Origin of the sequence: Candidatus Planktophila lacus, assembly GCF_002287925.1 — a bacterium.
Taxonomy (GTDB): Bacteria; Actinomycetota; Actinomycetes; order Nanopelagicales; family Nanopelagicaceae; genus Planktophila; species Planktophila lacus.
This window is the reverse complement of the sequence record NZ_CP016769.1, coordinates 453,435-476,605: the sequence shown is the minus strand read 5'-3', so window position 1 is coordinate 476,605 and position 23,171 is coordinate 453,435. Positions and strand designations below refer to the sequence as shown.

The 23,171-nt window shown below is 48.0% G+C and carries 20 protein-coding genes and 3 tRNA genes; 13 read left to right on the top strand and 10 right to left on the bottom strand.

Annotated features, from left to right (window positions below):
• Positions 1-36: 36 nt before the first annotated feature.
• A tRNA-Val gene (locus tag A1s21148_RS02385) sits at positions 37-110 on the bottom strand.
• Positions 111-218: 108 nt separating this feature from the next.
• Here A1s21148_RS02385 and A1s21148_RS02380 point away from each other — a divergent pair.
• From A1s21148_RS02380 to iolD, 6 genes are all read left to right on the top strand, one after another.
• A complete protein-coding gene (locus tag A1s21148_RS02380) occupies positions 219-1,061 on the top strand; it encodes a CPBP family intramembrane glutamic endopeptidase (RefSeq protein ID WP_095670882.1) in 843 nt (280 codons plus the stop codon).
• Positions 1,062-1,064: 3 nt separating this feature from the next.
• Positions 1,065-1,751 carry a hypothetical protein gene (locus A1s21148_RS02375; RefSeq protein WP_095670881.1) on the top strand — a complete coding sequence of 229 codons (687 nt, stop codon included), beginning with the start codon at positions 1,065-1,067 and terminating at the stop codon, positions 1,749-1,751.
• A gap of 83 nt (positions 1,752-1,834) precedes the next feature.
• A complete protein-coding gene (locus A1s21148_RS02370; protein WP_095670880.1) occupies positions 1,835-3,478 on the top strand; it encodes a hypothetical protein in 1,644 nt (547 codons plus the stop codon).
• Positions 3,479-3,537: 59 nt separating this feature from the next.
• A complete protein-coding gene (locus tag A1s21148_RS02365; protein WP_223299415.1) occupies positions 3,538-5,130 on the top strand; it encodes an amidohydrolase in 1,593 nt (530 codons plus the stop codon).
• Between the two features lie 4 nt (positions 5,131-5,134).
• Positions 5,135-6,625: a CoA-acylating methylmalonate-semialdehyde dehydrogenase gene (locus A1s21148_RS02360; RefSeq protein WP_095670879.1), complete on the top strand. Its 1,491-nt coding sequence runs from the start codon at positions 5,135-5,137 to the stop codon at positions 6,623-6,625.
• 42 nt (positions 6,626-6,667) lie between these two features.
• Entirely contained in the window at positions 6,668-8,587 is a 1,920-nt protein-coding gene (gene iolD, locus A1s21148_RS02355) for a 3D-(3,5/4)-trihydroxycyclohexane-1,2-dione acylhydrolase (decyclizing) (RefSeq protein ID WP_223299414.1), read from the top strand.
• Here the strand turns inward: iolD and A1s21148_RS02350 are convergent.
• Complete coding sequence (locus A1s21148_RS02350; RefSeq protein WP_125932382.1) at positions 8,584-9,072, bottom strand: hypothetical protein; 489 nt, start codon at positions 9,070-9,072, stop codon at positions 8,584-8,586. The genes iolD and A1s21148_RS02350 overlap by 4 nt on opposite strands.
• Positions 9,073-9,251: 179 nt before the next feature.
• Between A1s21148_RS02350 and A1s21148_RS02345 the strand changes: the two genes are divergently transcribed.
• From A1s21148_RS02345 to A1s21148_RS02315, 7 genes are all read left to right on the top strand, one after another.
• Complete coding sequence (locus A1s21148_RS02345; RefSeq protein WP_095670877.1) at positions 9,252-10,286, top strand: BMP family ABC transporter substrate-binding protein; 1,035 nt, start codon at positions 9,252-9,254, stop codon at positions 10,284-10,286.
• A gap of 126 nt (positions 10,287-10,412) precedes the next feature.
• The gene (locus tag A1s21148_RS02340) at positions 10,413-11,501 is read left to right on the top strand and encodes an ABC transporter permease (RefSeq protein WP_095670876.1); all 1,089 of its coding nucleotides are present in this window, start codon (positions 10,413-10,415) and stop codon (positions 11,499-11,501) included.
• Positions 11,502-11,503: 2 nt separating this feature from the next.
• Positions 11,504-12,484, top strand: coding sequence for an ABC transporter permease (locus tag A1s21148_RS02335; RefSeq protein WP_095670875.1), 981 nt, complete (start codon positions 11,504-11,506; stop codon positions 12,482-12,484).
• A 2-nt stretch (positions 12,485-12,486) separates the two neighbouring features.
• The gene (locus A1s21148_RS02330) at positions 12,487-13,995 is read left to right on the top strand and encodes an ABC transporter ATP-binding protein (RefSeq protein ID WP_095670874.1); all 1,509 of its coding nucleotides are present in this window, start codon (positions 12,487-12,489) and stop codon (positions 13,993-13,995) included.
• A 4-nt stretch (positions 13,996-13,999) separates the two neighbouring features.
• A complete protein-coding gene (locus A1s21148_RS02325) occupies positions 14,000-14,740 on the top strand; it encodes an S-methyl-5'-thioinosine phosphorylase (protein WP_095670873.1) in 741 nt (246 codons plus the stop codon).
• Between the two features lie 15 nt (positions 14,741-14,755).
• Complete coding sequence (locus tag A1s21148_RS02320) at positions 14,756-16,054, top strand: amidohydrolase family protein (protein ID WP_095670872.1); 1,299 nt, start codon at positions 14,756-14,758, stop codon at positions 16,052-16,054.
• Positions 16,051-16,755: an SDR family NAD(P)-dependent oxidoreductase gene (locus A1s21148_RS02315; RefSeq protein WP_095670871.1), complete on the top strand. Its 705-nt coding sequence runs from the start codon at positions 16,051-16,053 to the stop codon at positions 16,753-16,755. The genes A1s21148_RS02320 and A1s21148_RS02315 overlap by 4 nt, the downstream gene beginning before the upstream one ends.
• 58 nt (positions 16,756-16,813) lie before the next feature.
• Here the strand turns inward: A1s21148_RS02315 and A1s21148_RS02310 are convergent, their stop codons facing one another.
• The 8 genes from A1s21148_RS02310 to ybeY form a co-directional block, all read right to left on the bottom strand.
• Positions 16,814-18,418, bottom strand: a complete 1,605-nt coding sequence (locus A1s21148_RS02310) for an alkaline phosphatase PhoX (protein ID WP_095670870.1) — start codon at positions 18,416-18,418, stop codon at positions 16,814-16,816.
• Positions 18,419-18,624: 206 nt separating this feature from the next.
• Positions 18,625-18,697: transfer RNA gene (locus A1s21148_RS02305), tRNA-Glu, on the bottom strand.
• A gap of 48 nt (positions 18,698-18,745) precedes the next feature.
• Positions 18,746-18,817, bottom strand: a tRNA-Gln gene (locus A1s21148_RS02300).
• 29 nt (positions 18,818-18,846) lie between these two features.
• Positions 18,847-20,319, bottom strand: a complete 1,473-nt coding sequence (gene gltX, locus A1s21148_RS02295) for a glutamate--tRNA ligase (protein WP_095670869.1) — start codon at positions 20,317-20,319, stop codon at positions 18,847-18,849.
• On the bottom strand, positions 20,316-21,104 hold the full coding sequence (locus tag A1s21148_RS02290; RefSeq protein WP_095670868.1) for a fumarylacetoacetate hydrolase family protein: 789 nt from the start codon (positions 21,102-21,104) through the stop codon (positions 20,316-20,318). The genes gltX and A1s21148_RS02290 overlap by 4 nt, the downstream gene beginning before the upstream one ends.
• Before the next feature lie 9 nt (positions 21,105-21,113).
• Positions 21,114-21,452, bottom strand: coding sequence for a cytidine deaminase (locus A1s21148_RS02285; protein WP_125932381.1), 339 nt, complete (start codon positions 21,450-21,452; stop codon positions 21,114-21,116).
• Positions 21,445-22,725 carry a hemolysin family protein gene (locus A1s21148_RS02280; protein ID WP_095670866.1) on the bottom strand — a complete coding sequence of 427 codons (1,281 nt, stop codon included), beginning with the start codon at positions 22,723-22,725 and terminating at the stop codon, positions 21,445-21,447. The genes A1s21148_RS02285 and A1s21148_RS02280 overlap by 8 nt, the downstream gene beginning before the upstream one ends.
• Positions 22,722-23,159, bottom strand: a complete 438-nt coding sequence (gene ybeY / locus A1s21148_RS02275; protein ID WP_095670865.1) for an rRNA maturation RNase YbeY — start codon at positions 23,157-23,159, stop codon at positions 22,722-22,724. The genes A1s21148_RS02280 and ybeY overlap by 4 nt, the downstream gene beginning before the upstream one ends.
• Positions 23,160-23,171 lie beyond the last annotated feature (12 nt).

Sequence of the window (23,171 nt, the reverse complement as noted above, 5' to 3'; positions counted from 1 at the left end):
GCCACGCTTTACTACGGCGTGGCCATTAGGTGTGCGTACCGCTGGCGGGGTTCGAACCCGCTACCATTCCCGTAGTTAGTGGGATGCTCTATCCAATGAGCTACAGCGGTACGCAGGACGGAACCTAAGTCAGTAGAAGTTTGCTGACTTAGGTTTTTTACTTTGCTGTGGATAGATATGAACCACGTTTGTCAGTGGGGCTCGCTAGCTTTGCAGGTATGAAGCGATTACAGATCGGGTTCTCCTTAGCGGGGTTCTCGTTCTTTGCAATTTTGTTGCTGCGATATGTGCGCGTTCCATTTATGGATCCGTCTGGAAGCGCCAGCAATATCGCGGCTTTCGTTGTGATGGGTTTGGTATTTCTCTTTTTCATTAAGCGATTTAATTTGCCAACGCTTGAATACTTTGGATTGCCTCGTATTTCACCTGGTTCAATCTTTGCCATGGCTCTCTCTGCTGCGATCTTGATTTCAGTTATCTCTAATGAAGATAACGTGATGAAACCGTGGAAAGTTGCGGTGCCCGGGATTATCTTCTTGCTCTCTATAGGTTTCGGTGAAGAAATCGTTGCTCGTGGCTTTATATATGGCGTGTTAAAGAGGCGGAGCCATAAGGCAGCGATATTTGTTTCATCGCTCTTCTTCGGGCTCATGCATTTAAATCTCTACACGGGCAGTGACTGGGATCCATGGTTGGCCTATTGGCATGTGATGAGCGCTTTCTGTTTTGGTTTCTTGATGTGCGCGATCATGATTGCAACGCGCAGCATTTGGGTTCCAGTGTTGGTGCACGCGCTAATGGACTGGAGCGTTGTTTTTGATAAAACTCCCCCAAAATTGGCTGATAACCCGCCGACTTCATATCCATTCTGGGAAGGGCTGACATCGCCATTTTCAGATTTCTTAATGATTCTCTTTCCTGCTCTCCTGATCCTCTACTTTTCAAAGCCACGTAAGATCTGGGCTCCGCGGTGGTTTAAAGGTTTTGCTATCCGTCTAGCAATTAAATGGAAGTTAGTTGATGAAAGTTCGGACAAACCGGCGCTAGTTGGGCAGAATTAGGCCATGGGATTTATCGCTAATTGGAAAGCTAAGCGCGCATATAAAGGCGCGATGGAAGTTTACGATGCCGAGTTAACCGATTGGCAGAGCGATATTGAAATCTTTCAGAAGGCGCGCGATGCATTTCTATTGGCGGCTAAAGGTGAAGATGTTGTTGTTAATCAGACGATTCAAAAGGCTGGCGAAATAGTTCTCTGGACAGCGCAAGGTCAATTCCACGAAGCAGGTCGAGGCGCCGGAAGTTTTCAAGGCTCTAGCCAAGGGCTAAGCATTCCGGTGGTTGCCGGTATTCGTTATCGCGTTGGCGCAACGCGCGGTACTTATGTTTCAGGCGATCCGATTCAGAAATATGCTGAAGTCGGCGATGTTCTGCTAACGACCCAGCGCGTTTTGTTTAACGGAATGTTTAATACCAAAGAGTGGGCCTTCTCAAAGTGGAACGGTGCTGCGGCAAGTGCCGATGAAACCGATTACATCTTCCACGTCAGCAATCGCCAGAAGACTTCGGGGGTGTTATTTGGCGCCCGCGATGGCCGCGAATTTAACCGCTTCTTATCCTGCGCCCTGATTGCCGCCGAGTACGGCATCGATCGGGTAATCCAGGAGATAGATAAGAATATGAAGGAACTCGAGGAAGATAAGCCTGCGATCCCACCGCTTACGATGCAGGCGCCCAAGGAACTGGAATAGCCCTGCATAAATCGCGGGGGTAATTGACGGCAGATATATAGGCCTAACTAGGCTGTATCGGTCAGTTGCGAATGGGGTTTTACGTGAAGTCAGTCCGTAAATATGGAGCAGCTCTAGTTGCTGCGCTTTTGTTGGGTTCGTTGGTTCAGGCCAATACGGCTAACGCCGGAATGAAGTTCGCTCCAGATATTCCTCTACTCGGACTGCTAATCGAAGATGGGTTGGAGTTTGGTCGCTCACCAAATGTTGTCTTCGGTAAAGGCAACTTGGATTCGCAGGAAACTTGGCTTCGTTGCGATGATCTCGAGGACAAGATTTGCACTGATGCGGCTGGAATTATCGGATATGTAAATCTCACTGTTTGTACCGATGCATCAAGCGTTGCATGTATCGCTGATGTTTGGGCGGTTGACTCGGCCGGAAAAAAGATTCCTGGAAAATTAGTTAAATCTGTTCCACTGGATTACGGGAAATTTACATTTAAAGAAAATGTTGCGATCAATTTGCCGGATGGAACAGGGCAAGGTGCGCTGTGGCAAATACCTGGCGTCATCAATAGCGCAGGTAAAGATACATACTTTGTATCATCTCAATTTATGCTTGCTCAACCAGAGAAGAAAGTTGGTGAGCCAATTAGTGCACGAAAGATTTTCCTTAGCGAGCTAAAGACTGGAATATCGCCTGTCGAAGAAATTCCTGGGCAATATAGATTGATTCAGCCGCGTGATAACGGCACCGCTCGTGCTTCTTGGGTTAACTGGGGCGATACTGGAAATTGGTATTTGCCAGACGGTTCGCGTTGTGTCGGAACTGATGTAAATGTCTGTGAAGCCGTTCGTGAATTTCCAGCGGGCTATCGCTTTGGTGTTTCGCTGCGCATGGGAACAAAGTTATCTGGTTGGTACCACGGACGTTTGGCACTGCCTGATGTAACGATTAAGAATTGGAAAACTGGACAGGAAATTTCAGTCGAAGCCGAACCAGTACGTGTTCCAACGTTGAACTTCTCTGTTCCTAATGCAGAGATTCCACAGAAAGTTCGAGACATTGTTTTTACTGATAGATACTTCGGAAAGAGCGGGGATGGAATAAGAGAAGCACGCATCAACGACGGTTCCTCTTCAGCTGTAATGGTTGATTTAGCTGCGGCCTTTGCCCCCGCATATAAAGATAAGGCAACATCGACAAACACAACTTGGGCCTTTAAAGCAATGAATTACGGCCAGAATTCCAGTGATGTTCAGAAATGTTCAGATAACACAGGAAACGTTGCAGGTCTTGTAACAACCAATGCCCTTACTTATCTACCTGGTCCTCCGACATTTGATAAAGAATCGCAATCGCTCACCTATAAAGTTGCTTCACCGCATTATGAAGCAAATGGCTCTCTCGCCTCCGGAAGTTACGACTTGTCGATGCGTAGCGATATTGCGCGTTGTCTCTATGGTTTCTCAAGCGCTCCGATCAAGGCAGAGATTTCAATTACCTCCGATGAAGGTGAGAAGAAAGTTGCCACCACTATCGTTAACGAGAAGAACGGATGGCTCTATCTCTCTGCTAAGGGATTTACATTCTCTGCGCCAACTATCAACGTAAAGCTTTCTCAGGAGAAGGTTGTGGCGCCGGTCGCCTCTAAGAAGATCACAATCTCTTGCGTAAAGGGAAAGACCACTAAGAAGGTAACGGCAGTTAGTCCTAAGTGCCCGGCGGGATATAAAAAGAAGTAACCCCTAGACTTGCGCCAATTCTTTTCTAGAGTTTTCTAGAAACTAGGGCGGGAGCACAAGTGGCAACTTTCTTTAGCGGCGGCACTATCTGGTGTGGCATCGGTTGTGTTGCAGACTCTGTGCGCATCGATGGCGAGAAGATCGTTGAGGTAAATGGTGCAGCTCAACCTGGAGATAACGTTGTCGATTTAGCAGGCGCATTTATGGCACCAGCATTTATGGATGGACATGCGCATCCGTTATTTGGTGGACGCGAAGCGCAAGGACCGCTGGTAAATGGTCTGCAGACTGTTGCTGAAATGGTTGCCGAAGTAAAAAGGTTTGCAGATGCCAATCCAAATACGCCGTGGATTATTGGCGGCGCTTATGAAGCTGCCGCTGTTAACGGTGGAGACTTCTTAGCAACTTGGTTAGATGAAGTTGTTAGCGATCGTCCTGTTGTATTGCAGGCAGTTGATCACCATACGATTTGGGTAAATAGCAAAGCTATTGAGATTGCTGGAATCACCGTTGCAACCGTTGATCCTGATGGCGGAACGATTGCCCGCAACCCTGATGGATCAGCACGCGGCACACTTCGCGAGCCATCTGCCATGGATTTGATTATGAAACATGCGCCAGAGCGCACGCTGGAAGATGATGTGGCAGCAATTGCTTGGTCATCGCAGCGCTACTTAGAAAGTGGAGTAACCGCATCCGTTGATGCGTGGGTTCGCGAGGGTATGGCAGAGGCATATATGGCCGCTGATAAAAGTGGTGCGCTAAAGATTGATATGGACCTATATCTGTTGGCACAGCCTGATTCATGGCGAGATAACGTCAACTACTTCGGGCAGATTCGCGAACAAGTTAAGGCACTTGGTCCAAAGTCGAAGTTGGCATGTAAGACGATAAAGATTATTGGCGATGGTGCTTTATCTGCCGGCACTGCTGCTTTGTTATCTCCATATTTAGATGATCCAACATCAAAGGGTCTATTGATCTGGAACGATGACGAAATCTTGGATGCCGCTGTTCTATTTGATTCGCTAGGTTTTCAATTACATATGCACGCCATCGGCGATGCTGCGGTGCGTCAGTCGTTAGATACGATTGAAAAGATGGTTGCAGTAAATCCCAAGTGGGATCGCCGTCCGGTAATTACACATGCGCAGTTAATTGATGAAGCAGATCTGCCACGTTTTGCATCTCTTGGCGTGATCGCAAATTATCAACCTTTGTGGACTTATCTAGATCCGATGAATAAAGAACTTATTGCACCGCGCATTGGTGATGAGCGAAATAATCGTCAATATCAACTGAAGTCGATGATCAAAAGTGGTGCGCGTATGAGTTACGGAAGCGATTGGCCAGTTACCTCATACATTCCTTTATTGGCGCTGGCTGTTCCAACCCATCGCCAGTCGCCTGATAAATGGCCGGCTGAAGGTTGGAGCGCACACGAGGCGATAACGATTGAAGAGAGTCTGTCTTTCTACACCGCAGGCGTTGCCTACCAAGGCTTTAATGAAAAGCGCTTCGGTGAGATCGCTGTCGGGATGCAGGCGGATTTGATGATTCTGGAGCAGAACCCGCTGGCAATCGCGCCGCACGATGTGGCCAGTATCAAGATTCGGACCGTTTATAAATCTGGGGTTGCCGTCATAGGATGAGGCTATGACTACAACTGTTGGCCACTGGATTGATAATAAAGAAGTACCAAGCACATCAGGACGCACAGCTCCTGTCTATGACCCTGCTTTAGGTGTTGAGACAAAGCGCGTTGCGCTGGCAAATGCGGCAGAGATCAACGCTGCTATCGCATCTGCGAAGAAGGCATTTCCTGGTTGGTCAAAGACTTCACTCGCAGCGCGTCAACAGATCGTCTTTAAATTCCGCGAACTTCTAAATGCTAAAAAGGGTGAGCTCGCCGAGATCATCACTAGCGAGCACGGAAAAGTTTTATCTGATGCCCTCGGTGAAATTACCCGTGGCCAAGAAGTAGTCGAGTTTGCAGTTGGAATGCCACAACTTATTAAGGGTTATTACTCTGAAAACGTTTCAACAGGTGTGGATGTTTATTCAACTCGCCAGGCACTTGGCGTAGTTGGCATCATCTCTCCATTTAACTTCCCAGCGATGGTTCCGATGTGGTTCTACCCAATCGCAATCGCTGCCGGTAACACAGTTGTATTGAAGCCATCTGAGAAAGATCCAACTGCATCAATCTGGATTGCAAAGCTTTGGAAAGAAGCGGGTCTGCCTGATGGCGTCTTTAACGTTCTCAATGGCGATAAAGAATCAGTAGATGGATTGCTGCACTCCCCTGATGTTGAATCAATTTCATTCGTTGGTTCAACTCCAATTGCACGTTATATCTACGAAGAATGTGCGAAGGCTGGAAAGCGTGTGCAATCACTAGGTGGCGCAAAGAACCACATGTTGGTTCTGCCAGATGCCGACCTTGAACTCGTTGCGGATTCAGCAATCAACGCAGGCTTTGGTTCTGCGGGAGAACGTTGCATGGCGATCTCAGTTGTCGTTGCAGTTGAGCCAGTTGCAGATGCGCTAATCGAGAAGATTGTTACTCGTATGGACAAGCTTCGCACCGGTGATGGTCGCCGTGGTTGCGATATGGGTCCACTTGTTACCAAAGAACACCGTGACAAGGTCGCTTCATACATTGATGTCGCTGTTAAAGATGGTGCAAAGGTTGTTGTTGATGGTCGCGGCGTAAAGGCCGACGGTGAGGCTGCAGGTTTCTGGCTTGGACCAACCCTGATCGACCAAGTACCAACTACTTCAAGTGTTTATAAGGATGAAATCTTCGGTCCAGTCCTTTCTATTGTTCGCGTAAAGACATACGACGAAGGCGTTGCGCTAATTAATAGCGGTGCATTCGGCAACGGAACTGCGATCTTTACCAACGATGGTGGCGCAGCGCGTCGCTTCCAGAATGAGATTCAAGTTGGCATGGTCGGAATTAACGTTCCGATTCCTGTGCCAGTTGCTTACTACTCATTCGGTGGTTGGAAACAATCGTTATTTGGTGACACTAAGGCGCACGGTGAAGAAGGCGTTCACTTCTTTACTCGCGGCAAGGCGATTACTAGCCGCTGGTTAGATCCAAGCCATGGTGGAATCAACCTCGGCTTCCCACAGAACTAATTGATCTAGAACTATTTAATAGAGACATCAAGGGAGCTACAAATGGCAACTCGTAAGATGAGCGTCGGTCAAGCAATCGTCGAATTCTTGGCACGTCAATACACAGTTGATGGCACACATCGCGAGCGAACTATTCAGGGTGTCTTTGGAATCTTTGGACACGGCAACGTTGCTGGTATCGGACAAGCGCTAAAGCAGTTATCAACGACTGATCCAGATTTAATGCCGTATCACCAGGCGCGTAATGAACAAGCAATGGTTCACGAATCATCGGCTTATGCCCGCATGACTCGTCGCCGTTCTACCTTTGCTTGCGCATCATCGGTTGGGCCAGGAGCAACAAATATGCTCACAGGTGCCGCAGTTGCAACGACGAATCGTTTACCTGTGTTGCTCTTTCCGGCAGATACCTTTGCTAACCGCGTTGCCGATCCTGTTCTGCAGCAGTTAGAACAACCATATGACTTCACAATGTCGGTTAATGATGCATTTAAGCCGCTATCTAAATTCTTCGATCGCATCAACCGTCCAGAGCAGATCTTTAGTTCGCTGCTTGGCGCAATGCGTGTGTTAACCGATCCTGCCGAAACAGGTGCAGTAACTATCTGTCTTCCAGAAGATGTGCAGGCCGAAACGATTGAGGTTCCTGAAGAATTCTTGGCAGATCGCGAATGGCATATCCGCCGTCCACGCCCAGATGCGGGTGTCAGCGCAGTTGCTGCAAAGGCGATTCGCAACGCAAAGCGTCCATTTATCGTTGCTGGTGGCGGAGTTATCTACTCCGATGCACATGCAGCGCTCACTAAGTTCGTGGAAGCAACTGGTATTCCAGTTGGTGTTTCACAAGCCGGAATGGGTTCACTTAATTGGGATCACCCACAAATGTGCGGTTCAGTGGGCGCAACAGGAACAACTACCTCAAACCGACTAGCTAAAGATGCGGACCTAGTAATTGGTATCGGCACTCGATATAGCGATTTCACAACCGCATCACGCACCGTCTTTCAAAACCCAGATGTTAAATTCATCAATATCAACGTAACCGCCTTCGATGCCTTTAAGCATGGCAGCGCAATTCCGGTTGTTGCCGATGCGCGCGAGGCGTTAACTGAACTTTTACAAGAGCTAAATGGATATGCGCTAGATGCGGCATATGCCAAGAAGATTGCTGAAGAGAAGACAACCTGGAATGCAATTGTTGATGCATCTTTTATTGATCAAAAGTTAGCCAAGCCAAGCCAGAGCGAGATCATCGGTGCAGTACAGGCGGCAACCGATCCGCGTGATGTTCTGGTTGGTGCAGCCGGTTCACTTCCTGGTGATCTCCATAAGTTATGGCGCGTACGTGATCCACTTGGATATCACATGGAATATGCCTTCTCTTGTATGGGATATGAGATCGCTGCAGGTTTAGGTGTCGCTCGCGCTGATTCATCACGTACACCAGTTGTGATGATGGGTGATGGCTCTTACTTAATGATGCATACCGAACTCGTTACCGCGGTTGCAGAAGGCCTGAAATTTATTGTCGTCTTGGTGCAGAACCATGGCTTTGCTTCGATCGGCCATCTCTCTGAAGATATTGGCTCACAACGCTTTGGTACCAAGTACCGCTTCCGCGATAAGAAAGCCAATAACCACGAAACCGGCGATGTCTTGCCAGTTGATCTTGCAACAAATGCCGAGAGCCTCGGAATGAATGTAATTCGCATCGCTGAAACTCCTAACGCCATTGCAGATCTATCTGCAGCGATGAAGGTTGCTAAGGCGCACCCAACTGCAACGCTGATCCATATAAATAGCGATCCGCTGCTTTATGCACCGGGTGGAGAAGCGTGGTGGGAAGTTCCGATTCCTGCAGTCTCTACTTTGGAAAGCACCCAGAAGGCATACGCGCATTATTCAGAGGCGCGCAAAGCGCAGAAGAGATACTTCGGTAAGGGCGCGAGCGAGAGGAATTAAACGTAACTGACTTCGCGGAAAGTGCGTTTGATCGAAAGCGTTAACTTGTCGTTCTTGGGATCGGCAACTCTAAAGAAGCACAAGATCTTCTTGCCGTACTTCTTCTCTTCAGCTCCAGGATCTGGAAAGAAATATCCATAAGTTAAAGTCGGTGGCAACTCTTTCTGTCCAGTAAGCGTGGCAATCGCGGCATTATCACAAGCGATTCCCGCCTCTTTCTTTGCAGCATCAGAATTTAAATCTTTCGCCTTTATCTTGCCGATGTAAAAGACTTCGTAATGATGTGGGTCAGTGCAACCGGTTGGATAAAGAGTTTTGTAATTTGTATCGGTCCAGCGGCTTGATTTAGTTGGCGCTTTATTGGCGCTATAGCAACCAGTCTTTAGCTCTAGGTAGAAAGAGCCTTTAGATAAAGCCTCAGCGGTGGGCGAACCCGAGAATAAGAGCGCTAGCACTGCGAATGCTGCCAATCTCTTTGATCTCATGCGTAAATCATAGGACCTAAACCTCAAGTTGAAGGTTCAAGTTAATCAAAAAGTAATAAAGATTAACGTGCATAAAACGGCGGGTGAATAGCGCATTTCTTGGGCTCGGTTACTCTTACCCCACAAACGTTTTGTAGGTCGATTGCCCTAATCGACCGCGTCTATATAAGGAGCTCCACTTGATTAAGAGAATTTCAGCCATTACAGCTGCACTCGCTCTTGCAACAGTTGGCTTCATTGTTCCAGCAAATGCTGCAACAACAGAAGCAGATTGCGGTAAGGCTGGCGAATTTTGCGTTGGTCTCGTAACTGACCTTGGAAAGATTGACGACAAGTCATTCAACCAAGCAGCATGGGAAGGCGCTGTAGCAGGCGCTAAGAAAGCCGGCGGTTTCGCTAAGTACATCGAAACTACAGATTCAAAAGATTACGCAAAGAACATCAAACTTTTCGCTGACAAGGGTTACAACGCAATCGTAACTGTCGGCTTCTTGATGGGTGATGCTTCAGCAGCTGCTGCAAAGCTTTATCCAAAGATCAAGTTCATCGGTGTTGATCAGTTCAACGCATCAACAGAAACTAACTACACAGGTTTGATCTTCGACGAAGATAAGGCTGGCTTCTTGGCCGGTTACCTCGCTGGATACCTAACAAAGACCAACAAGGTCGGCGCAGTATTCGGTATGAAGGAAGTACTTCCTGTTCGCAAGTTCGGTGAAGGATACGAAGGCGGAATTGCATACGCAGCTAAGCAGCGCAGCAAGAAGATCAAGTCAACTGTTGTTTACCACGCAGCTGGCGATAACGCTTTCTCAGATCCAGCATGGGGCGCAACAACTGCTAACCAGCTACTTACACAGGGATACGACGTTATCTTCGGTGCAGGTGGATCAACTGGTAACGGTGCTATCGGCAAGGTAGCCCAAAAGGCTGGCGCGCTCTGCATCGGTGTTGACATCGATCAGTACTACACAGTTCCTGAAGCAAAGTCATGTCTCGTCACTTCTGCAGAGAAGAAGCTAGTACTTGGAGTTGCAACACTTGTTGGTCAGGCTAAGGCCGGAACAATCAAGGGCGGAAACTACACAGGTCAAGTTGGTCTTGCACCACACCACGACTTGGAATCAAAAGTTCCTGCAGCAGTCAAGGTACGTTTGAAGAAGACAACAACAGCAGTTCTTGCTGGTTCAATTGCAACTGGCTTCAAGGGTTAATTAATAATCTGAGAGTTAGTTGAAAGAGCGGGTGTGCAAATGCACACCCGCTCTTTCATTTCTCCAGCCATCTTTACAGTTTCCTTCCTCTTTCTTTATTACAAAAAACCAATAAGATAGCCAATTATGAGCGAGACGAAATCCATAAAAACCGATCTGGAAAAGACAGATAAAAAGTTTGATGTTGGCTCTTGGTTGATTCCGATAATTGCAGTTTTTATTGCGCTCTTTATTGGCGGAATATTAATAAAGTTGCAAGGACTCGATCCAGTTGTTGCTTACAAGTCACTCTTTAAAACCGCCTTTGGTTCCATTGAAGGAATTGGAGCAACGCTTGGCAAATCAACTCCTCTTGTCTTAAGCGGACTCGCAGTTGCAGTTGGTTTACGCGCTGGCTTATTTAATATCGGCGCTCAAGGACAACTTCTCTCTGGCTCACTTGCGGCTGCTTGGGCCGGCGTTACCTTTGATGGTCTTCCTGGATATATTCACATTCCAGTTGCGTTGATAATCGGCGCATTCTTCGGATCAATTGTTGCCGCAATTTCAGGTCTATTGAAGGCCTACCGCGGTGTCCATGAAGTTATTACAACGATCATGCTTAACAGTATTGTGATGGCAATTGCTGATTATTTGGCATCAGGAAAATTGCGCGAGCCAGGTCAATTCTTAACGCGAACTTCAGAGATTGCAGAAAGTGCAAGGCTTCCAATCATTGGAAGCTTGCCTTCAGGATTCTTTATCGCAGTAATCCTTGGCGTCTTTATCTGGTGGGTTCTAGGTCGCACAACCAGCGGTTTCCGAATCGAAACCGTTGGTCGCAACCGCCATGCCGCTTGGTATTCAGGTATCTCGGTGAAGCGCACAGTTGTTTCAGCGATGGTCGTGTCTGGTGCGATTGCTGGCTTGGGTGGTGCAATCGAAACTTTGGGTATCACTTATCGCTACGCACCAGCATTTAACTTAGGTTTGGGATTTGATGGAATCACAATTGCACTACTGGGCCGCGTTCATCCGATCGGAATTATCCCGGGCGCAATCTTGATTGGTGGCATGCGAGCAGGTGCTGCCAATATGCAATTTGATGCCGGCGTTGCCCCAGAAATTGTGGATCTCCTGATGGCGCTGATTCTGCTCTTTGTAACAGCGCCGCTAATTACGCGCTTCTTTAAGAATAGTTCGAATAAATCTATGACTAGCGGATGGGGTAACTAATTATGAAACACCTCACCAAGCGCAATATTTATATCTTGCTCGCAGTTGCTGCGACAGCTTTCTTCTACTCTCGTGACGCAGATATAACAACTTCCGTTTACGCAACAGGTACTGCTTTCGCACTCCCCCTTGCACTCGCAGCGATGGTCGGAATCATGTGCGAACGTACCGGTATCGTAAATATTGGTATTGAGGGAACGATGCTTATCTCAGCATTCGTCGCCTTCTTTGTTTCTTATCTGACTCAAAACATCGTCATCGGACTCATCGCCGCTCTCATGGTTGGTGCGCTGATGGGCTTTATCTTGGCGTTGATGGCAGTTTCTTGGCGCATGGATCAGATTATCGCCGGAACTATTATTAATATTTTGGCTACTGGACTGACTTCATTTCTCTACGTTCAGGGAAAGACAATTCCCTCGGTCTTCCAATCATTTGAAATTCCACTACTTTCCAAGATTCCATTCTTTGGACAAGTTCTCTTTATCCACGGAGCACTTACCTTCATAGGTCTTGCGATAATTCTGATTCTCTATGTGGGGATTTATCACACGCCTTGGGGCTTGCGCTCTCGTGCAGTTGGCGAACACCCATCTAGCGCTGACACTGCAGGTGTTTCAGTAGCTCGTCTGCGCTACATCAACGTCACGATCGCAGGTGCGATCGGTGCACTTGCTGGCGCATACCTGGCACTCGAACTAGTTGGTTCATTTGAACGCGGCTTTATCGCCGGCAAGGGCTTCACCGCACTTGCCTTGATGATCTTCGGCCGCTGGAATCCACTCGGTGCACTCGCAGCAGCGCTCTTCTTCGGGCTAACTCAGGCTTATGCCAGCCAGTTGATGATCGATCAGGTTGTGAATATTCCTTCTCAATTTACCGCGGCACTTCCATATGTTTTAACGATCGTTGTCTTAACAATTTCTGCCGGCAAGGTGCGACCACCTGCCGCAGAAGGTCAACCATATGAGAAGGGACAGTAACAATGAGCGCTCTTCTTGAAGTAACTGGCGTAACCAAGCGCTATCCCGGAGTTGTTGCAAACGACAATGTTTCGCTAACTGTTAACGCTGGCGAAGTTGTTGCACTGCTTGGCGAAAATGGCGCCGGAAAATCCACTTTGCTCAAAGCAGTATTTGGTTTGATTAAGCCAGATTCTGGCGAGATCAAGATCGGTGGCACTCCAATCGTCTTCGGCGATACCGCAGGAGTTATCTCACGTGGCGTCGGTATGGTTCACCAGCACTTCCAGTTGGTACCGGTTATGACTGTTGCTGAAAACTTGATCTTGGGAGATGAACCAAAGCGCGGATTATTTATCAATCAGAAGGCAGCACGCGCAGAAATCATCGCGCTATCAAAGCGTTATGGCCTCGAAGTAGATCCTGATGCGGTAATCGAAGATCTTCCAGTTGGTATGCAGCAGCGCGTGGAAATTCTTAAGGCGCTGCGTAAAGATGTAAAGCTTTTGATTCTCGACGAGCCAACTGCAGTTCTAACTCCACAAGAGATTGATGAACTATTAGGTGTTATTCGTAACCTCGCTAAATCAGGCGTTGGCGTTGTCTTGATTACCCACAAACTCCACGAAGTTATGGCTGTTGCCGATCGCGTAGTCGTTTTGCGTGGTGGAAAGCTAGTCGGAACAACAACTCCTAAAGAGACCGACGAAGCAGGCTTGGCGCAGATGATGGTGGGGCGCTCTGTTGTTCTGCAGGTCAATCGCACTGAGGCCAAACGCGGCGCAATTGTTCTAGAAGTTAAAGGGCTACAAGTTCGCGATGATCGCAAGATCTTGTCAGTTAAGGGAGTAGATCTCGTACTTCATAAAGGCGAGATTCTTGGTGTTGCAGGCGTGGAAGGAAATGGTCAGCGCGAATTAGTCGAAGCAATTTGCGGTATGCGCCATCGCGAGGAAGGCGAAGTTCTAATCAGCGGCGTTGCTTCTAGAGATATGGCCCCACATTCAGTTCATGAAGCTGGTATTTCACATGTACCTGAAGATCGTGAAAAGCATGGTCTAGTCGCTAATTACTCGATCGCCGATAACTTGGTGTTAAACCAATTCGATCAAGCGCCTTTTGCTAAAGGTTGGATTCGAAACCTTGGCGAAGTTGCTAAGAATGCCGAACAACTTGTTGAGAAGTTCGATATCCGCACACCTTCAGCCTTTAATCTAGCGAGTTCACTCTCTGGTGGAAATAAGCAGAAAGTTGTTGTGGCGCGTGAGCTAAGCCAAGAACTTCCTGTTCTGGTTGCAGCTCAGCCAACTCGCGGTGTGGATGTTGGTTCAATCGAATTTATCCATAACCAGTTAATTTCAGCGCGCGATAACGGCGCTGGCGTACTTTTGGTATCTGCCGAACTCGATGAAATTCTCTCCCTCTCAGACCGCATCGCGGTTATGTCGGGTGGAAAGATCGTTGCGATCGTTGACTCCAAAGATGCAGATCGCAACTACATCGGCCGTCTCATGGCCGGTCTAAAGGAGTAATAAATTGAAGATCGCAATCATCGCTGGCACAGGTTTCTACAACCTTCCAGCGCTCGAAGGCCAATCCCCTACAACTGTCGACACCGCATACGGTCAGGCAGTTATCACAACGGGTAAATGGCATGGCGCAGAAGTTGCTTTCTTAACTCGCCATGGCGTTAACCACACCGTGCCACCTAGCCAAGTTAACTATCGCGCAAATATTCAAGCGCTAAAGAACTGGGGCGCAGAACTCGTTATCGGCGTAAACGTTGTTGGCGGCGTTGATAAGAAGTTAAAGCCGGGTGCATTGCAGTTAGTTGATGATTTCATCGACTTCACTCATGGTCGCGCAGATACCTTCTTTGATGGTGTCCAAGAAGGCGGCGTTCAACATATTGATATGACCTATATCTATGACAAGAAGATTCAAACGGCGCTTGCAAAATCTGCGAAGAAAGCAGATATCAAATTGCACGAAGGTGGAATCTACGCCGTCTATAACGGTCCCCGTTTTGAATCACCGGCTGAAATCCGCATGTGCGCGATGTTGGGTGTAACTGTTGTCGGAATGACAGGTGTACCTGAAGCAACTTTGGCTCGTGAGGCAGGTCTTCGTTACGCAGCAATTGCAGCTGTTGCCAACCCAGCAGCAGGCCTTTCTAAGGAAGAGATTAGCCACGAAGGCGTCGGTGAAGTCATTAAGGGCTGTGCGGGAAATGTAATCACAATCATTGATGGTGCGATAAAAATCCTGGCTTCTTAGTTGGAAAAATTGACCATGGATCTCTTAATCACCAATGCGCGGTACGCAGTAACCTCTAACGGTAGCGATGAGATATTAGAAAATATCTCGATCGGTATCAAAGACGGCAAGATCGCATACATGGGCACAGATAAACCTGCTGCAGCAAAAACATATGACGCATCGGGCAAGTTAATCGCTCCGGGTTTTATTAATAGCCATACCCATTTAGGAATGTCGCTGTTGCGCGGTTGGGCAGAGGGCGTAAACCTGCAAGGTTTTCTAGAACGCGTCTGGGCCGCTGAAGGTGCGATCATGGATGAGGCAACCTGCGAACTAGGTACCGAACTCGGTGCGCTGGAAGCTTTGCTATCTGGCACAACAACGACAATGGATATGTATTTAAATCCTGCCGCAACACATCGTGGCGCAGTGCGGGTTGGTCTGCGCCATATCGCAGGGCCGATCTTCTTTGATTTCCCAGGCCTAGATGGTCTGCAATGGGAGCAACGCATCGAACGCGCACATCAGTGGAAGGCAGTACTTGCTGAAATCGGTGGCCCATATATTCCGACATATTTAATGCCGCATTCAACATATACAGATTCACCAGAAAACTTAACGCAGGTAGCTGCGATCGCTAAAGAACTTGGCGTACGTATTCACTTACATGTCTCGGAAACACAAGCCGAGAACGACGATGTGGCTACTCGTTACGGCAAGACTCCAACCGAAGTTTGTCGCGATACTGGAATCTTGGATGTCCCAACTATCTTCGGACACGGCGTGCATTTATCAGATTCCGATATGGCGATTGCGGCAAGTAAAGGCGCATCAGTAGGCCATTGCCCAGGCAGTAATTTAAAACTTGGCTCAGGCCTTGCGCGTTTTAATGACCTGCGTAAATCTGGCATCAAAGTTGGCCTTGGCACTGATTCTTGTTCTTCATCTAATGATCTAGATATGTTCTCGGTTATGCGTATGGCAGCCCATGTTGTTGCACTGCGCCAATCCCCTGCCGATGTTGATCTAACTTCTATTGTGCGCGCTGCAACTATCGAAGCAGCGCACGCGGTAGGACTAGCCGACCGAGTCGGAAGTATCGAAATTGGTAAAGAGGCAGATCTCATTGCCATTGATCTTCATGCCGCACATTTAACGCCAGTGCATGATGTCAACGCGCTCTTGGTCTTTGCAGCAGGCCGCGGCGATGTCACGGATGTCTGGGTGGCAGGTGATCAAGTAGTTGCTAACCGAACCAGCACCAAGATCGATCTAACAGATTTGATTAAGCGGGTAAATCATCGAGTAAAAGCGCTGGACCCACTTCGATGAACTTTGCTGGCAACAGCATCCTAATCACCGGTGCCTCTGGCTTTATCGGGCGCTCCTACGTTGATCGCTTTCTAGAACTTGGCTTCACCGTCTGCGCCCAAGTAAATACTGGCGAGATCCATGCCCGTCCAAATTTACATGTCATTGCCGAAGATCTATCTGTTACTAAATCAGGAAATTCACTTGTACAAGAAGCACTCGCACGTGCGGGAAAGTTAGATTATGTAATCAATAATGCGGCTAACCAAGCGATCCTCGATCCGGCTGCCGCATCGCGCTCTGAAATAGAACTTATGATGCGTATCAACGTTGATGCGCCTAAAGAGATTATCGATGAAGCAGCAAAGTCAGGTGTGCAGGTTGTTTTGAATATCTCATCTGTTGAAGCGCTAAATCCGCGCGCGGGCCACGAAATTTATGGCGCAAGTAAAGCAGCCCTAGATGTCTTAACTCGTTCAGCATCTCGCGCACATGCCCCAATGCGTGTACTTGGACTGCGTTTAGGTTTAATCGGTCGTGACGGAATTGATCAAGCTTGGCCAGAAGGCGTTGCTGCTTGGAAAGCTGCTACTCCCCTGGCTCGCTATGCAACAGCTATCGAAGTAGTCGGTGTTACTGAATTTTTATTATCTGATGCAAATGCCTGGGCCACCGGAAGTACTTACGACTTCGATGGTGGCCTAGGCACAAGCTCTTGGTAAGCAAAAGAAAAGAGGCCAGGATCGTCTGGCCTCTTTCCTTATCCCTCGCAAGAAAGTATTACTTGTAGACGTCGGTCCAGTTCGTAATCTTCAAGATGTACCACTGTCCACCTTCAACAGCCTTGGCCAGGGTTGCATCATCTGCAGCCATATCTGGACGAGCCTTTGCAGGTGTTGCGTGGATCTGAGCTACATACATGTAGTAACTAGCCTTATCGTTCTTTGAAGTACGCAATTCATTGCTGACGTCGATAATTCCCGATGATTCTTCATCTTGAGTGATGTAGTTAGGGCGAGTTGAATCGAAGTACTTTGAGTCGAATTGAGCAATTGTTGCTAGCTTGCCATCGCTAATGCGGTAAGAAACGATACGTGCAACGTGTGCATTGTTGCCTGGATCTTCTTGGATTAGGACGTTTCCAAGTGAATCTACTGCAATGTTATCTGGCTTTGACATGTAGATATCTTCTGAACCATCAAGCAACATCTCTAGAGTTGCGCCGCTTAGTGGCTTTGAAACATCCTTGAAGCGTATGCGCCATAGGGCTCCACCATCACGTGAAACTGTTGGAGTTGCTGGGTTAGCAGCAGTTGCCTTTGGATCCTTATTTGATTCAGTTGTTACGAAGTAGTAATCATTTGGCTTATTTGGATCAAAGTGACCATCTTCAACGCGTGAGAGTTCAATACCCTTAGCGTTGGCTTCGATATTCTGATCCTTACCATTTGCCTTCGTGTTCACTTCAGCGAATGTGATTGGGAAAGGAGTGTTCTTTCCGTACTTTGCACGGATTTCATTGTCATTTGCTACAACTGCATCTGCAGCCGCTGCTAGAACGTATGACTTTCCATTTGTAAAGCCCGCTTTTTCATACCAGGCACCAGTCTTGGTCTTTGTTCCGACGTACATCCATTGCTGGCTATCTGTCGCAGCGCCATCTTCGTTGGTCATAAGCACAGTTGTCTTACCCTTAGTTGGCGCAGGGATGACGTTTTCCCAAGCAGCCAACCCAAGAGCTGGAAGCTGAACTAGTTGACCAGTTGTTAAGTTTGTAGCGAATGCGCGAGATTCATCTCCGCCTTCTTCTCCGGCAAGAAACACTGCATCGTTAACGCCAAAGCCAGATGTCTTGTCAAAAAATGATCCTGCTGGAGCTAGAGAACCTGAGCAGAAACGATTAAGTAGGTAAGAGTGATTTAGGGTTCCGTAAGAATCCTTAACTGCAGCACTTGCAGGAGCGCCTGGGTTCTGCCCGTACTTGCCGGATGCGTAGTCATACCAAACGACATCTTTAAATAGATCAACAGCCTTGGTCACCTTACTTGATGCGATGTCATAGGTCATATCGCTCAAGAATGAACCTGAGACGAGTCCGCCAGCTGTTGTACGACCTGCAGCAACAGCGTTAGTTGCGCTCCATTCGTGGTTTGTGATGATGCGAAGTGAGTTTCCGTTCTTGATTACACCTAATCCGTCAGGAATTCCCGGAACTAGGTAGGTGCCGATCATGTCGCCGGCTGAGGTGATTGGAGTGAGTGTTGCTGATGTAGCAACAGCCTCCATGTAAACAGGTGCAGCCGCATTGGCGGGCGCCGCTGAAATTGCTAGAAACGCAGTAGCTGAAATAACAGCAATCCCACGCTTAGCTTTTGAAATATTCACTTTAATTCTCCTCGTTAGAATTTAGTTAGTTGTGGGTTACAACGAGGAGATCTAATCTTTTGATTATTAACAAACAGGTTAATTGAATTGAAGAACCTGTGAACGGCCCGTGTAGAGTGAAAGGCTTGCAGAAGAATTACAGACTTCAAAAAAATGAACAAAGCGCCTACTGAAGGTTAACTCCAGTTGGCGCTCTGTTGCTTTTGTAGCCCCGAAGGGATTCGAACCCTCGTAGCTGACTTGAGAAGCCAGAGTCCTAGGCCGCTAGACGACGGGGCCCTAGTACATTTTTACTGCTCTTTATTGCGGTGGTGCTTGGGTACTGCGCTGGGGTACCAGGACTCGAACCTAGACTTACTGAACCAGAATCAGCAGGGCTGCCAATTACCCCATACCCCATTACAACAGGGGTAAGAATACCCCAAAAATTAAAGCGCTATCGCCGCTGAAATTCGAGCCAGCGACGCATCTTTTCCGAGCAACTCCATCGACTCAAAGAGCGGTGGTGAAATGGTGCTGCCGGTTGTTGCGATACGAACTGCACCGAATGCAATGCGTGGCTTAAGCCCCATCTCTTCAATAAGTGATGTGCGAAGTGCGGCTTCGATGCTCTCGTGGTTCCAAGTTGTAAGCGGTGTTAGCTCAGCAAGTGAACGCTTTAACACGTCCTTTGATGCGCTATCGGTAACCTTTGAAAGCGATGCTTCCTCAACTTTGAAATCCTTAACAAATAAGAAGCGCAACATCGCAGGAACTTCATCCAACTTAACGATGCGCTCTTGAATAAGCGGCAGCGCCTGCTTAACAAGTGCGATCTCAGAATCGCTTCCGGTGATCACATTTGCCTTATTTAAGAATGGCAGCGACCACTTAAGGAATTCATCAAGGGTTAGCGCACGAATTTTGTCGCCGTTGATCGCTTCCAACTTCTTCATGTCAAAACGTGCAGGTGATGAATGCACCTTATCTATGGTAAAGAGTTCGCAGAGTTCAGCCATCGTGACATTTTCGCGATCATCGCCAGGTGACCAACCAAGCAGCGCTAAGTAATTACAGATCGCCTCTGGCAAATAACCTTGTTCGCGATACCAAGCAATCGAAACTTCACCGTTGCGCTTAGACAGCTTGGCATTGTCCTGGCCCATAACGAATGGCAGGTGTGCAAAGACTGGGTAATCTTCAATAGCAACGCCCATCGCCTGGTAAACGCGGATCTGTCGTGGGGTTGAGGAAAGTAGATCTTCTCCGCGCAGTACGTGGGTTACCTTCATCAAAACATCATCGACGGCAACAGCCAGCGTGTAGAGCGGTGAACCATCGGCGCGAACTAGAACGAAGTCAGGTACGAATTTGTGATCGAAAGTGACGTCACCACGGATCTCGTCGGTAAATGTGGTTGAGCCATCAGGCATGCGCATACGGACAACTGCTTCACGTCCCTGTGCTTTATACGCTGCGATTTGATCAGCAGTTAGCTCGCGACAGTGGCCGTTGTAACCAGGTGCCACATTTGCAGCGCGTTGTGCTTCGCGTACCGCCTCTAACTCATCTGGTGAGCAGTAGCAGTGGTAAGCATCTTTCTGATCAAGAAACTTCTGCGCCCAGTGTGCGTAGATATCTAAACGCTGCGATTGTAAGTAAGGGCCATTTTCGCCACCGACTTCTGGACCCTCATCCCAATTCAAGCCGAGCCATTTCAGAGTATCGATCGCTGCTTGGATGTATTCATCGGTAACGCGAGTTGTATCGGTATCTTCAATACGGAATAAGAATGTGCCACCTGTGTGGCGTGCGTAAGCCCAATCAAAAAGGGCGGTACGGATATTTCCGACGTGTAGGTCGCCAGTTGGTGAAGGTGCGAAACGTACTTTTACCTTTTTAGCAGTTGTATTAGTACTCACGGTTTTGCACTCACCTTATTTGTTAGTTGGCCAAGTCCATCGATTCCGACAACGACGTTGCCACGTTCGATGAGCGGTCCAATTCCTGCTGGGGTTCCAGTGATGATTACATCGCCCGGCAAAAGGGTCATGACCTGTGAAACAAAGACCACGATATCGGCAACGCTAAAGATCATCTGATCCAAGGTTGCATCTTGGCGGATTTCATCATTTACCTTAGAGAAGATGCGTTGAGTTCCTGGAACAAAATCAGTTTCAATCCACGGACCAATTGGGCAGAAGGTATCAAAGCCTTTAGCGCGCGCCCACTGACCATCGCTCTTTTGTAGTTCGCGGCAAGTAACATCATTTGCCAAGGTGTAACCGTAAATGACTTCGTGCACACGCTCTTTTGGAACATCTTTGCAGACGCGACCGATAACAACTGCTAGTTCTGCTTCGTAATCAATTGTTGGCGCCATAGCGGGCCAGACAATTGTGTCGCCGGGGCCGATTACGGAAGTATTTGGTTTCAAGAAGATGATTGGTTCTTTCGGAACTTCCGAGCCCATCTCTTTTGCATGATCGGCATAGTTCTTTCCAACTGCAACGATCTTGCTGCGCGGAATAACTGGGGCAAGCAGGCGAACCTTAGTTAGCTCGACCTTTGCCGCTGTCTTGGTAACGCCGTGATAGATCGGATCGCCTGAAATAACGCTGATCTGATTGTCATCTTCGAGGATGCCGAATAACGGGTCGGTACCTAAACCTGATTCAGGACCTGGTGAGAAGCGAACAATACGCATTGGGCTATCTTACGCCCTTGTCACACTTCCACTTGCATCGATATGAAAGAGCGTTGCTTGCGCTGAGTGTTCCTTGATTACCGCAACTTTGGCATCGGGCAAACCTGCATAGACAACGCCTTCAATTCCAGAAATCTGTGATGCCAAGGCGACAACAAATACCGCTTCAACTGCATCGAGAGTTAATTCAGGTGATGCCACATTTATTGCAACATAGGTACGCCCTGTTGAATCGCGCAGAGCGGCAGCTTGTTTAGCACCAGAGCGTGCCAAAGTTGATGTAGCAAGAGTTGCTAACTTTTGATCTTCTGGATTTTCAAAGAGGTTGGCTGAATCCGAATTACTCATGTTCATCAACCTCGCCATTTTTAACTCGCTCAATTATTACCGAACTTATTTTACGACGGCGACCAACTGGACGCTCAGATGTAATCGACCAACCCAGCATAGAAATCGTGCTGCCCGCGATCGGAACGCGCCCCAACTTCTGCGCCATCAAGCCACCAATAGTGTCGACATCTTCAAAGTCTTCTTTATCGATCTCGATCTTTAACTCATCGGCTAGATCTTCAATATGTAGCGTTGCCTTCGCGCGCGCCTTATCTTCATTGATCCAAGTAAATGCTTCATCGCCATCATCGAATTCATCGGTGATCTCACCGACGATCTCTTCAATAATGTCTTCGATCGTGATGATTCCGGCGGTACCGCCGTACTCGTCAACCACAATCGCCAAGTGGATCTGATCGCGCTGCATCTCTTTTAGCAGCTCGGCCGCAATCTTGATCTCGGGAACAAACACTGCAGGGCGCATATGCTGCTCAACTTTTTCAGTTGTCTCTGCTTCATGGTGATCGAGTGCACGCTTTGCTAAATCTTTAACGTATGCAATTCCAACAATCTTGTCGAGGTTTTCACCGACTACAGGAACGCGTGAATAACCGCTGCGAAGTGCCAGAGATAACGCTTGGCGGAGAGTCTTATCGCCTTCGATCCAGACCATATCTGTGCGGTGAACCATGAGTTCGCGCACCAAGGTATCGCCGAGTTCGAATACAGAGTTGATCATTTCGTGTTCATCTGATTCTACTAAGCCACGCTCGTGCGCTTGATCTACTAGATCGCGAAGCTCTGCTTCATTGGTAAATGGGCCATCACGAAAACCCTTACCTGGTGTTATCGCGTTACCGATTGCAATAAGCAGGTTTGTCACTGGACCCAAGATAAAGGCTAAGAAGTAAGCGACAGAGATTCCGGCGCGCGCCCATTTATGTGGTTGCTGGCGACCCAGTGTGCGCGGACCAACGCCGACGACTACGTATGAGAGAACAACCATGATGACAACAGTTGCGATCATCGCTTGTGCAGATGAATATTCGCGCAAGAGCGCAACTGCTAGAAGCGCGGCTGCGGTGAATTCGCAGATCTTGCGGACAAGCAGCAAAACATTGAGATAGCGCGAAGGATGTTGTGAGTACTTCTTTAGAAGGTGTCCCCCACGCTTGCTTTCAAGCTCTTCAATTAAGACGCGTGAGATAGAAGTCAGCGCTGATTCAGATGCAGCCAAAAAACCTGCAAATGCAATTAGAGCAACGATGGCGCTGATATTTACCGCATTCATGCACTTGCCTGCCAGTTCTTAACTAGATCTTCTTGTAGGTCGAACATAACTTTTTCATCTTCCTTGTTGGCATGGTTATAACCCAAGATATGTAGCAAGCCGTGTGCGGCCAAGATAAAGATTTCGTGTTCGGCAGAGTGTCCGGCAGTTGCTGCCTGGTGCGCTGCCACAGTTGGCGCAATCACAATATCTCCAAGCGTCACCGCATCGCCTGGCGCTGCCGGCATATCCATAGGAAATGAGAGAACATCGGTAGGACCTGGTTCATCCATCCATTTAATATGTAGTTCAGTCATCTCGTTTTCATCTACAAAAACTAAGTTAACTTCGCATTCTGGGTTTAGCTTTAACTGCACCAGGCTCTGGGTCAACAGGGCGCGCACTTGATCTGTGGGCACAAGTTCGCCAGATTTGTTGGTGATTTCTATGGTCATAAGTGGTTTTAA